Origin of the sequence: Rubripirellula reticaptiva, from assembly GCF_007860175.1 — a bacterium.
Lineage (GTDB): Bacteria > Planctomycetota > Planctomycetia > Pirellulales > Pirellulaceae > Rubripirellula > Rubripirellula reticaptiva.
On sequence record NZ_SJPX01000002.1, the window covers coordinates 640,479 to 653,415 of the forward strand.

At 57.0% G+C, this 12,937-nt stretch carries 7 protein-coding genes; 3 read left to right on the forward strand and 4 right to left on the reverse strand.

Going from position 1 to position 12,937, the window contains the following annotated elements:
- Positions 1–15: 15 nt before the first annotated feature.
- Genes Poly59_RS08635 through leuB form a run of 3 tightly spaced genes read right to left on the reverse strand, consistent with a single transcriptional unit; the run spans position 16 to position 2,982 of the window.
- A complete protein-coding gene (locus tag Poly59_RS08635) occupies positions 16–801 on the reverse strand; it encodes a TatD family hydrolase (RefSeq protein WP_146533683.1) in 786 nt (261 codons plus the stop codon).
- 7 nt (positions 802–808) lie between these two features.
- The gene (locus Poly59_RS08640; protein ID WP_246151495.1) at positions 809–1,906 is read right to left on the reverse strand and encodes a phosphatidate cytidylyltransferase; all 1,098 of its coding nucleotides are present in this window, start codon (positions 1,904–1,906) and stop codon (positions 809–811) included.
- Positions 1,907–1,908: 2 nt separating this feature from the next.
- A complete protein-coding gene (leuB, locus tag Poly59_RS08645) occupies positions 1,909–2,982 on the reverse strand; it encodes a 3-isopropylmalate dehydrogenase (protein WP_146533684.1) in 1,074 nt (357 codons plus the stop codon).
- Between the two features lie 268 nt (positions 2,983–3,250).
- Here leuB and Poly59_RS08650 point away from each other — a divergent pair, with 268 nt between their 5' ends.
- Both Poly59_RS08650 and Poly59_RS08655 read left to right on the forward strand, forming a co-directional pair.
- Positions 3,251–4,480 (forward strand): glycosyltransferase family 4 protein, encoded by a 1,230-nt coding sequence (locus Poly59_RS08650; protein WP_146533685.1) that lies wholly within the window; start codon positions 3,251–3,253, stop codon positions 4,478–4,480.
- Between the two features lie 181 nt (positions 4,481–4,661).
- The gene (locus Poly59_RS08655) at positions 4,662–9,104 is read left to right on the forward strand and encodes a PVC-type heme-binding CxxCH protein (protein ID WP_146533686.1); all 4,443 of its coding nucleotides are present in this window, start codon (positions 4,662–4,664) and stop codon (positions 9,102–9,104) included.
- Between the two features lie 104 nt (positions 9,105–9,208).
- Here the strand turns inward: Poly59_RS08655 and Poly59_RS08660 are convergent, their stop codons facing one another.
- On the reverse strand, positions 9,209–12,316 hold the full coding sequence (locus Poly59_RS08660; protein ID WP_186776105.1) for a COG1361 family protein: 3,108 nt from the start codon (positions 12,314–12,316) through the stop codon (positions 9,209–9,211).
- Between the two features lie 279 nt (positions 12,317–12,595).
- Here Poly59_RS08660 and Poly59_RS08665 point away from each other — a divergent pair, with 279 nt between their 5' ends.
- The gene (locus tag Poly59_RS08665; protein WP_146533688.1) at positions 12,596–12,919 is read left to right on the forward strand and encodes a hypothetical protein; all 324 of its coding nucleotides are present in this window, start codon (positions 12,596–12,598) and stop codon (positions 12,917–12,919) included.
- Positions 12,920–12,937: the final 18 nt, after the last annotated feature.

Here is a 12,937-nt window from a genome sequence, read left to right on the forward strand (position 1 = left end):
CAGCGTCTAATCGATCTAAGAGCTCAACTGAAACAGTCGCCTAGCGTTTTCGCTTGTGACATTGGCCAGTCTTTCGGCAGTGACGCCGCGAACATCGGCCAAGCACTTTAACGTATGTTCCACGCGAGCTGGCTCGTTGGGACGCTTGCCTCGCAGCGGTTCTGGGCTGAGGTACGGAGAATCCGTTTCAACCAGCAAACGGTCTTCGGGAATCTGCCGAGCCACATCGCGCAGCTCGTCACTCTTTTTGAACGTCACCATTCCAGCGAAACTGATGTGCAAACCAAGATCTAAAAACTGGCTGGCTAGCTGCATCGATCCGGTGAACGAATGCATGATGCCTGGCGGCACAGCGGATTGCCGTGCGAGTTGTTCAAAGATCAGATCGCCACTTTCACGCATGTGAATCACCATCGGCAACTTGGTGTCACGGCAAAGTTGAAGATGTCGATCAAAATAGTCGTGTTGGTCGGCGATCGGCGTGTCGTCCCAGTAACAATCGAGCCCCGTTTCACCGATCCCGCAGACGCCGGGGCGGGCGGCAAGTTCTTCGATCACTGCAAAGTCACCTTCGCCGGCTTCCGCAACCGAGTTCGGTTGAATCCCGACAACAGCATGCAAGTAACCGGGGAACTGCGCCGCCAGATCGCAGGCTCGTCGGCTGGTTGCGACATCAATGCCGATGACGGCGATGCCGCCAACGCCAGCGCTGCGTGCTCGATCAATGACTTCGTTCACGTTTTCCAGAAACGTTTCTGAATTCAAGTGCGCGTGAGTGTCAAAGAGGTTCAGTTTCGTCATTGAAAAGTCACGCAGACCAAAAGAAGCGAGTCAGGTGATAAAACACCGGCGCGGCAAAACAAATGTTGTCAATCTGGTCCAAGACGCCCGCATGTCCTTGAACCAAGGTGCCCGTGTCAGTGACGCCGCGGTCGCGTTTGATCGCGCTCATCGTCATCGTCCCGGCACTTGCCATGACCGTCACGACGGCGCCGACGATACCGGCTTCCCAGGGATAAAACGGAGTCGCCCAGAACAGCAAGGCTGCCACTAAACCGGTGGTTACCATGGACCCGACAAACCCTTCCCAGGTTCGGGAAGCATTGATTTTTTCGGCAATCACGTGGCGCCCGGCAATCTTGCCCCAGGCACGTTCAAAGACCGAGGCAAGCTGTGCAATCAGGACAAAAAAGATGAGCACGCTGACGGTACTTCCTTGCCAAAGGTTCCCGGCGGTTTGCTTCAAATTCAAATCTAAAATTGCCGGTGCATAGCTGAGCGAATACACGCAAATCAGCAGCCCCCATTGGATTTTCGCGCTGCGTTCAAGGAACCGTTTATAGTCGCCGGCAATCGCGGCTCGTGCCGGAATGAACAGGCTTGCATAGACGGGAATCATGATGCTGTAGAAATCGTAGTAGTCGGTTCCGTTGTGCCCGCCCATTGATCCCGGCGGCGAACTGCCCAACGCAATCAGCACGTATTGCAGTGGCGTGAAGATGAAGAACACCCAGAACAGCGTCCGGTGATCGCCACGCCGGGTCGGAGTCATCGTGATGAACTCGCGCAGCGCCCAAAACGACACCAGCCCAAACAACACGACCACGCCGATCCGACCAAGCAACAAGCCAAAGGTAAAGATGACGACCATCATCCACCAAACTCGTAGCTTGTGATTGAATCGGCGCACGATCGCAGACTCGATCCCGATTTTTTCGCGTCGCGACATGATCACGCCGACGATTGTCGAGATCCCCAGCGTCCCCAGGATCACAGCCAATAGGATGTAGATCCGCGGATCACTCCACTGGGATGACTGTGTTAGGGATGACTGTGTTAGGGATGACTGCGTTAGGGATGACTGCGTCGTGGCTACCGCCGTCGCCTGGGCCAGCAAGGACAGCATTGTTAAACGCTCAGCCGCTCGATCACAGCGGCCCCCATCGCTTCGGTTCCAATCGAGTCGGCACCACGGGCGATATCCATCGTTCGCAGGCCGTCGGCAAGGACGCGTCCCACAGCCGCTTCGATCGCGTCGGCTTCAGGCTGCATGTCGAGCGAGTGTCGCAGCATCATTGCGGCGGCCAGAATCGTGGCTAGCGGATTGGCGATACTCTTGCCGGCGATGTCGGGTGCAGAACCGTGAATCGGTTCGTAAAGTCCCGGGCCACCGTCGCCCAGCGATGCGCTTGGCAGCATGCCCAGCGAACCGGGCAACATCGACGCTTCATCGGTCAGAATGTCACCGAACATGTTGCCTGTGACGACGACGTCAAAGTCCTTGGGCCGGTTGATCAGGTGCATTGCCATCGAATCAACGAGCACGACATCGTACTGAACATCCGGGAATTCTTCGGCCATCACGCGAGCGGCCACTTGCCGCCATAGCCGGCTCGGTTCCAAAACGTTCGCTTTGTCAACGCTGGTCAATCGGCCACTGCGACCTTGGGCAGCCTTGGCAGCCAATCGCACGATTCGCTCGACTTCGGGGACGCTGTAGACCATTGACTGGAACGCCGATTCGGTGTCGCCGCTGCCGGTTCGTCCGGATGGGCCAAAGTAGATCCCGCCTGTCAGTTCACGCAGGAACAGGATGTCGGTGCCTTCGATGATTTCACGCTTCAGCGGCGAGGCATCCACGAGTTCTTTGAACAGCTTGATTGGCCGCAAATTGGCAAACAGGCCGAGTTCTTTACGGATCTTCAACAAACCCGCTTCGGGACGGGTCTTGGCCGACGGGTCATCCCATTTCGGACCGCCGACGGCGCCAAGCAGAATTGCATCGGCGGCACGGCAGGCTTCAATCGTTTCGGGCGGCAACGGATCACCACAGGTATCGATGGCGATACCACCGATCATGTGCGAAGCGAACGAGAACTCGTGACCGAAAAGTTTGGCCACAGATTCCAGGACCAGACGAGCTTGTTGGACGATTTCGGGGCCGATGCCATCACCGGGCAACAGGACAAAATTGGCTTTCAACGTCAGTCGCTTTTGATTGGGGGAAAAAGATGCAGATCAACAGTTTCGGCCCTCAATCTAGCCCAGCCTAGGCCAGAAAAGTAGGCACGGACGAAAGCCAAATAACCGGCACGACCGTCAACCCCAGCCCGGACTCGCTGATCGGACCGGATTCAAAGCAATTTCCAGGCTGCAGACCTAGCCACCGAGACCCACAGTTGCGGTAGGCCGTGAGAGGCATCTGCATCCATGGCAATCCGACTTTTTCCGCTTTACCGATCTGCTATCCATGCTTTCACCCATTCAAACAGCGTCTGTTGACTCACTGACGCTGGCCCCGATCGCACTGACGCCTGTCACGTCGACGCCCGTTGTCGTGCCAGCAGTCGCGCCGGCGATCGATCTGAAAGTGCTGCACATCGTCAATGGCGAACATTTTTCGGGTGCCGAACGCGTCCAGTCTCATCTTGGCCGTTGCTTGCCAAAGTTTGGGGTCGCCGCGGATTTTGCGTGCGTCAAGCCGGGCAAATTTGCGTCGATGTTGGAAGATCCCCAAAACGTTTGGGGGACCGGCCATGACGCGGCGATGTCGCACCGCTTCGATTTGCGAGCTGCCGCCAAAGTCCGTGACTTGGCCAAGACCTACGGCTACGACGTGCTTCACGCTCATACCCCTCGTACCGCGATGATCACCTCGATCGCGGCAAAGATGACGGGGCTGCCGTGGATTTATCATGTTCACTCGCCAGCCGCACGTGATTCGTCGCGGGCAGTCACCAACCACATCAACGCATGGATTGAACGCCAAGCCCTGCGCACGTGTTCGCATCTGGTCACCGTGTCTGAAAGCCTTCGGATGGACTGCATCCGACAAGGCGTTTCCGAAGATCGAGTAACGATCGTCCACAACGGTGTCCCCGCTGTCAGACCTGAACGCTCGGTTTACCCAACGCCCAACGGTCGCTGGACCATCGGCATGGTCGCGCTGATGCGTCCGCGAAAAGGACTCGAAATCGCGATCGATGCGTTAGCCCTACTGAAGAAACGTGATCACGACGTGGTGCTAAGAGTTATCGGCCCGTATGAGACGCCCGAATACGAAGCCGGCATCCAGTCTCAAATCAATGCACTGGAGATCCGCGACCGGGTCGAACCGATTGGTTTCACATCGAACGTGCCCGAGGCTCTCGCAAAACTTGATGCGATGGTACTGCCGAGCCTCTATGGCGAAGGCCTGCCGATGGTCGTGCTAGAAGCCATGGCGGCGGCCGTCCCAGTCATCGCCACCCGAGTCGAAGGGACGCCCGAAGCGGTGACTCACGGAGTCGAAGGACTATTAGCAGAACCGCGTGATGCGGGCAGCTTGGCTGACGCGATCGAAGAACTGGTAACCGGCAAACACGAATGGCATCGCATGGCCGAATCAGCATTCCAGACCCATGCCGAAAAGTTTTCAGACCTAGCAATGGCGGGCGGGACAGCCGATGTCTACCGCAAACTTCTCAAGCTCGCCGAGTAGGCGACGGTTTCGCCGTGTCGCGTTGATCGCGAAATGAGATTTGCGGGTTCACGGCGATTTGGTCCACTATCGAACCATAGGTTCGTGAAGAGAATTGCCAACTCGTCAGCGAGACGGTGTACAATCGAAAACCGACTCCCCGTGGCAACGGCTCCCACCTCTCTTGCGAGAAACCACCCTAATGCGTACTCGTTCCTGTCTGGCGATCTGCTTTTTCGCTGCTGCAACCGTTACTTTTCTTAGCTCTCTGGCCACTGCCGCTGAACCGAAACACATCCTGATGGTCGCCGGTCGGCCGTCGCACGGTTACGGAGCACACGAGCATTACGCCGGCCTGAAGATTTTGGAAGAGTCGATCAAGGCTAGCAGCGATGATGTCGAGACGACCGTCGTTCGAGGCTGGCCCGAGGACGCTTCGCTGATTGAAAAAGCAGATACGATCGTCATCTATTCCGATGGCGGTGGCCGTCACGTCGCCATCGAGCACCTGGATGCGATCCGCGACAAGATGAACGCTGGCTGCGGCTTGGTTTGTCTGCACTATGCGGTCGAGATGGTTCCTGGTCCGCCCGGTGACGCGATGGTAGATCTGTTGGGCGGTCACTTCGAAATTAACTACAGTGTCAACCCGCACTGGATCGGCGACTTCAAGTCGTTGCCCGAGCACCCGGTCAGTCGCGGTGTGGCGCCGTTTGCGACCAACGACGAATGGTATTTCCATTTACGTTTTAACCAGGACGGACACGTGACGCCCATTTTGGCCGCGGTCGCTCCCGAGGACACCATGCGCCGGGCCGATGGCGAACACAGCGGCAACCCCTCGGTACGCAAGAGCGTTGCTGCGGGTGAAAAGCAAACGGTCGCGTGGACCTATGACCGGCCCGCCGGCGGCCGCGCGTTTGGCTTATCCGGTGGCCACTTTCATTGGAACTGGGGTCACGACGATTTGCGACGACTTGTCGTCAACGCCATTCGCTGGACCGCGGGTGAAGACATTGCCAAAACCGGTTCATCAATGGGGCAGCCGGTTTCAATTGACGAGCTGCTAGAAAACCAAGATTACGATCGCCCTAAAAACTTCAACTCTGACAAGATCAAAGAAGAATTCAAGCTCGACGCAGCAAGCAACTTATCGAAGAAAAGCAATCGCAAAGTTGGCCGTTCCGGTGGCCCCAAACCGCGTATCCTTTTTGAGTCACCACTCGTCACCAGCGAAACGCCTGGTGACCGAGTCGAAATTGAAACTTCCGTCAAAGGCGTCAAAGACTTGTACTTGGTCGTTACCGATGGTGGCGACGGATACAGCTGTGACTGGGCGGACTGGATCGATCCGCAACTGCGCCGCGGCGACAGCACCGAACTGCTAACCAACATGGAATGGAAATCCGCTGCGACGGGTTTCGGTAAAGTAAAGAAAGCCGCCAACTGCGTAGGGCTGCCGTGGTCGGTCGAAGGCGAAGCCGTCGGCTCGACTGCGATCGGGGTACACGCCAATAGCGTCATCCACTACCAGTTGTCGGGCGAATTCGATTCATTCACGGCGACCGGCGCGCTCGACACAGGCGGCAGCAGCCAACAAGGCGGCAAAGAATCCAGCGTCAAATTCGTCGTGTACGCCGACGCGGCCCCCGAAATGGCGGGTGCGGCCACCGCATCGCAAAAAAACCAACATGAGCCTGCGTTCGCGCTCGATGGTTTAGAAATTGCCGAAGGTCTGGAAGTCACGTTGTCGGCCAGCGAACCCGTCTTGCGCAGCCTGACGAACCTGGACATCGATGACCGTGGTCGAGTGTGGGTCTGTGACGTGATGAACTATCGCAAAAACAACGGGGCCCGCCCCGAAGGCGACCGCATCTTGATTTTGGAAGACACGACCGGCGACGGCGTGATGGATTCATCCAAGACGTTTTACCAAGGTCGCGACATCGACTCGGCAATGGGCATTTGTGTGCTCGGTGGCCCCCACGGCAACGAAGTCATCGTGTCGGCATCGCCAACGATTTGGCGATTCATCGACGAAGATGGTGACGACATTCCGGATCGCAAAGAAGCGATGTTCACCGAAACCGGAATGCCCCAGCATGACCACTCGGCTCACTCGTTCTTTGCGGGCCCCGATGGAAAATTGTACTGGAACTTTGGCAACACAGGCCAACAAGTCAAGGACGCAAACGGTCAAACCGTCGTCGACATCCACGGTCGTCCGGTCGTCGACGATGGCAAACCTCTGTTCGGTGGGATGCCGTTCCGATGTGACCTGGACGGGTCAAACTTTGAAGTCCTAGCCCACAACTTTCGTAACAACTGGGAAACCACCGTCGATTCGTTCGGCACGCTATGGCAAAGCGACAATGATGACGACGGCAACCAAGGCGTCCGCATCAACTTTGTCATGGAGCAGGGCAACTATGGTTACCGCGATGAATTGACCGGCGCCGGGTGGCGGGACGACCGGATGAACATTGAACAAGAGATCCCGTTTCGTCACTGGCACTTGAATGATCCGGGTGTCGTACCCAACATGTTGCAGACTGGCGCCGGTTCGCCATCGGGAATCTGTGTTTACGAAGGCAGACTACTGCCCAAACGTTTTTGGGATCAAATCATTCACTGCGATCCGGGTCCGAACGTCGTTCGCGCCTACCCGACCACTGCCGACGGTGCCGGCTATTCGGCTACGATCGAACCCTTGGTCACCGGCACAACGGACAAATGGTTTCGCCCTGCCGATGTGTGTGTTGCCCCCGACGGTTCGCTGTTCGTCACCGACTGGTACGACCCAGGTGTCGGCGGACACGCACAAGGCGACACCAACCGAGGGCGCTTGTTCCGGATCGCTCCGCCGGGCTCAACCTATCAAACGCCAAAGTTTGATTATTCCACCGTCGCCGGTGCTTGCTCGGCCCTTCGCAATCCCAACTTAGCGGTCCGCTACAAGGCCTATCAAGCTCTTCTTTCCATGGGCAGTGCCGCCGAAGCCGACTTACACGAACTGTACCAAGACCCCAACCCGCGCATCGCAGCACGGGCGTTGTGGTTGCTCGGTCGTATCGATGGCGTCGGTGCCAAGTACGTTCAAAAAGCACTGGAACATTCCAACGCTGACATTCGCATCACGGCGATTCGGTTGGCCAAAGAATTAAAACTGACACCATCAGCGGCTTGCGCGTCGGTTATTTCCGATCCGTCGGCAGCGGTTCGCCGAGAACTGGCAACCTCGCTTCGCTACGACGAATCCGCAGCGATGCCTGCGACTTGGGCAAAGCTGGCGATGCAGTACGACGGCTCGGACCGATGGTACTTGGAAGCCCTCGGTATCGGCAGCGAACTTCGATCGGCCGAGTGCTTTGATGCTTGGCTTGATGGTATTGGCGACGACTGGAACTCGCCCGCCGCACAAGACATCATTTGGCGCACACGTGCACCTAAGGCAGCAGGTTTGATGGCCAAATTGATTGCTGATCCATCGATGGAATTGGCGGCGACTGACCGTTTCTTCCGTAGTCTCGAATACCACGACGCGGCGACTCGGACGGCGGCAATGAAAAGCCTGCTTGCTCTGCAATCGGGATCGGACCGTGACGACGCGATCATCGTTCGTGCAATTGAGCGGATGAACAACTTCGACGTAGATGCTGACTCGCGAGCCAAATCGGCCATCGAACGGCAACTAAAACGCACTCGCGGCACGGTCGCTTACTTGGATTTGGTCAAGCGTTTCAATCCGGCCGGCATGCAGGACAGCTTGCTTGAATTGCTGAATAGCGACGTTGATGATTCGACCAAAGTCGAAGCGGCGGCGATGCTGGGCGAAACAGAGAACGGACCGATGGTGCTGCGAAAATCGCTGGCATCGGAATCGGTTGCCGAAGCTTCCAACGTCGCTCGCGTGCTGGGCTTGCTGGGCAATGGCCGGGCGATGAACATGCTGTCCGATACTGCGGCAAGCACTGATCGTGCGTTCGACGTCCGCAAGGAAGCCGTTGTCGGATTGTCGCGCAGCAAAGACGGCCAAGGTCGATTGATTTCGCTAGCCACCGAAGGAAAACTGCCCGCCGACACACGACTGTTAGCCGGTGGTTTGCTTGCTCGCAGCGAGGACGAGTCGATTCGCAAACAAGCGGCGGAGTGTCTGCCGCAGATCACTCAGAAAGACTCCAAGCCGCTAGCGCCGATTGACCAATTGGCAACCATGCGTGGCGACGTCGAAAACGGCATGAAGCTGTTCCGCGGTGTCGGAACCTGTGCGAACTGCCATATCGTAAAGCAGGTTGGAAAATCAGTCGGCCCGGACTTGTCAGAAATCGGCAGCAAGCTTTCGCGTGAAGCGATGTTCACGTCGATCTTGGCACCGAGCGCGGGCATCAGCCATAACTACGAGACGTATAATCTGTTGACCGCCGGGGGACAGGTTTTCAACGGATTGCTGATTTCGGAAACGCCTCAAGAAGTCACGATCCGGACGGTCGACGCGATTGATCGAAAGATCAAGCAAGACGACATCGAAGTGCTGAAGAAGGCAGAAAAATCAATCATGCCAGACAACCTTCATCACACGATGGACCAACAAGGTTTGGTCGATGTGGTCGAATATTTGATGTCTTTGACCAAGACAGGAACCTAGTCTGGCGAGTCGCCGCAGTTCAATCAGTATCGCCCCGATACGAACGTAGGCCAGGACGCTCCAACGAATCCTGGCCTACTTGTTCTTTCCCTCGAGAAGTTGCGTTAGCGAATTTGCTTGTTGTCGCTGCTTCGGCGGCTGACGCGATCCGATTGAGGGCTCATGTAATGAGTGGCCTCTTCGGCGACGAGCACTGTGTCACCCGATCGCACTTCGGTACGGAAGCGGTGATGACCGGCACGGTCGGCGATCGCAATGATTTTCATGCGAATTTCTTCACCGGCTGCGATCCGAGGGATCGAGTCGAACAGAACTTGCCCGGTGACGATTTCACCGCTTTGACCTTCGACACGTTTCGGTTCGATACCGTGGCTGAACTGGGCCAACGCCTTGACGTCTTTGGCTTCGCGGCTGCCACGGTTGCGAACGATGACTTCGTACGTCACTTCGGTGCCAATCGGAGCTGGCGCGATTGGGTCATTGATCGTTAGCACCAAGTCCGAGATCGATTCGACTCGAGTCGTCAGAGCCACATCCGCGAATCCGGCGGCGGTTCCCTTGCAATCAAATGCGAAGACGTGTTCGCCAGTCGCGGTCATGTTACAGCGGAACTGGTAATCTCGTTGGGCACCGGGTGCCAAGGTCGCGATTTCCCATCGCAGCGTATTGGCCCGCAGCTGAGCACCTTCGATACCACCCAAGTATTTCGCACCGGCTGGCAGACGCAGAGTTGCGACGACATTCTGAGTCGTTGCCGATCCCACGTTTTGCAGCTGCAAGTTGTACATCGCTTCGGTGTTTTGGTACTTCAGTTCTGGACCGTTAAGCACCGCTTCGATTTGGGCAGCCGAGACGCGAATTGTCTTCGCGGCTTCCGCACGCAAGTCCAAGTCGCCCATCGCCAAACCGTGAATCTTCAAGTCACCCAAGTCTTGTGCGGTCAGCTCGACATCGAACTGAGCTTCCTTGCCGGCTGGGATGTCTCCGATTCGCTGAGTTTGCGGCGTCGCCGAGTTTGGTGACAGCGTGAACACCACGTTCGGAGCCACTCCGTCACCGGGGTTCAGTACGCGGACTTTGTAGGTTTGCGATTCGCCGTAAACGACTTCTTGAGGACCTTCGATCGTCAGGTCCAGTCGTGGCTCATGCACGTTGATTTGAGCGACACTCTTTTGCGGCATCAGTGTCCAGTCGACGTCGACATCGTGAGTACCGCTGCGAGCTGCGTTCAAGCGAACGAACAGTGTTTCTGACGTACCGGCTGGCAACTGTTGGATCGTCCAAACCAATCGCTCGACGGTTCCTTCGCCTTGGCTTTCGACTTCGCCGTGAGTCACGTTTTGACCGCGAACTTCGGCCCAGTCCGGAATCATCGCTCGCACGATTAACCCTTCGGCGTCAATCGCACCACGATTTTCAACGCGAATCTCGTATTCGTTGGTTTGACGAATCGTGACTTCCTTGGGCCCACGGGTGACCACTCGGATCCCTGGCAATTCCGATGATGCCATCCCCGCACCAAGTGCAGTCGAACCTTGCGACACTGCCGAACGCATTTGATTGCGAACGTCTGTGTTCGATCGGTTGAACTGGTCGTCATCGGCAGCTAGATTTTGCTCGGGTGCATTGGCTTGATATCCATCGATCGCGTGCATTGGCACGCTGGTCGCGGCGGCAGTCGCCGGAGCCAAAGCACGGGCACCGTAGCTCGGCGTGGTCGTGTTCAATCGGCCATCACGACGACCATAAGGGTCGTCGAATGGATCGGGTGTCGCGCGAGCAGTTTGAAACGTTGGCGTCGAACTGCTCGGCGCCGACAGATTCGATCCAGCAGTTTGGCTTGGCGGGCTTACGTAGGGACGAGTCATTTGAGCCGAACCGAAATTGTCGTTCGCAACGCCGGATCCAATCGCTGTGCTTCGGGTGCCATAGCTGGTTGCTGGCATGCCAATGCTGGTCGACGCTGGTGCTGGGGGCGCGAATGCGGTAACCGGTGGTCCAGCGCGATGGGAAACCGTCGCAGCAGGAATCGTTGCCATCGGGACAGGTGCCATCGCTTCGACAGGACTGGAGGCCATGTACGGTTGGCTAGGAACGGTCGCCGCAGGCGATGGCGGAACCGGCGTGGTGGCAGGATCAACAGGCGTTGTATAAGACGGAGTTGGCACTGCCGTAGGGGCACTCAGGGTTGCCGACGGTGTGACCGCAACCGACTTAGGTGCTGGCATTGCAATCTCTGTCTTTGCAACTTCTGTTTTTTCAACAATCGGTGTTTTCGCGACAGCAGGTTCTGCAGCTTCAGGCTTCGCAATTGGAGCAGCCGCCGGAGCCGGTGTTGCAGCGGTAGTCGTTGTTTTGGCGATTGTTTTCGCAGCGTCTGGCTTTGTTTCGGTCGCAGGAATTGCCTTGCGGCTTACGCGAGGCACCAAGTCGACAACACTGTCATCGTTTACCAGTGACGACGTAGCCGTAGCCGTGGATTGCAGAGCTCGGCGAGTTGGTGCGGGAGCGGTATAAGTTTCAACGTCGCGTCGGCCGCTTCGACGGCTGCTGGAATCGCCGGACAGCGAGTCATTCGTCGATGTGATCGCAGTTTCGGCGGGTGGTTTTGGAATCGCGGGATTCGCGGTCGACCGGCGAGCAACCGTAGGTGCGGATTCCATGGTAGGTGCATCGCCCTTACGACTCGAAACCGTTCGTGCCTGTGTCGGAACTGACCGAGTCGCGGTGCCGCGGATGACTCGTGTCGCCGTGCTGGCTGGCGCTGATTTGGGATCACGAATCGGTGCCGGTGCTTTTGCGACGCTGCCAGGGCTGGCTTTGTGAAACGGAATGCCGTCCCAGTTCACATCCGCTTGGTTTTGAGTTGGAGCAGGTGCGGCCGACGTCTTTGTGCTGGATTCTCGCGAGAACAATGTATCTAGCAACCCGCGAGGTTGCGGAGATTGACTGGACTGCGTATTCGGCTTGGTCGCTTGCGAGCTATTGCTACTGCCGCCCGCCAAACGTCCCAGTAGTCCCGGACGCGTGTCACCGCGCTGCAGCTGTTTGCCGGCAACTTGTTGGACTTGTCCTAGGTTTCCGCCAGCGGTGGATTGCGCCACTGCCAATTTCACGTTTTTGCCGGGTGAGTCAGCACTTCCAACGGCATCATTTGGCGATGCACCGTGGGTAAGTGAAATCATCAACAGCAGGGCAGGGATGGCGATCATTGTTGGAAGAACAAGGAATCGACGGTTTACGCGGTCCATGCGTCAATCTCAAACGTTGGCGGAAAACGGTATCTGGTCATCCTTTCATCGGCCTGCTAGCTGGCGCCAATTGACCCCGTTTTGACGATTATTCCGATTTCGCCGGCATCGATCAATCGAACGTCGGATGGCAAACAGCGTGAAACTGACCTAAAACGATCGTGAACCCGCTTCGCAATCCAAGCTTCCCAGCAACCGTTTCCCAGCTCGACCAATTTCCAGTGCAACGAAAGACCGATCATGAACCGCCGCGAAAAAATCGAAGCCATGTTGGCGGATGACCCGACCGATAGTTTTTTGCGGTACTCGCTGGCCATGGAACTGCGCAGCGAAGGCGCAAACGCCAAGAGTTTGGCGATCTTTAACGAACTGATGAAAAACGACCCACCGATGATCCAAGCGTTCTTCATGTCCGCACAATTGTTGGTGGATATCGACGAAATCGAGCAAGCTCGTACCAACCTGCGTGACGGAATCGACCAAGCTCGGGCGCAAGGCGACTCCCATGCAGCCGCAGAAATGAGCGAATTGCTGGCGACGCTGGGCGAAATGGGCGAGTTGTAGAACCGTCTTAATCCCTCT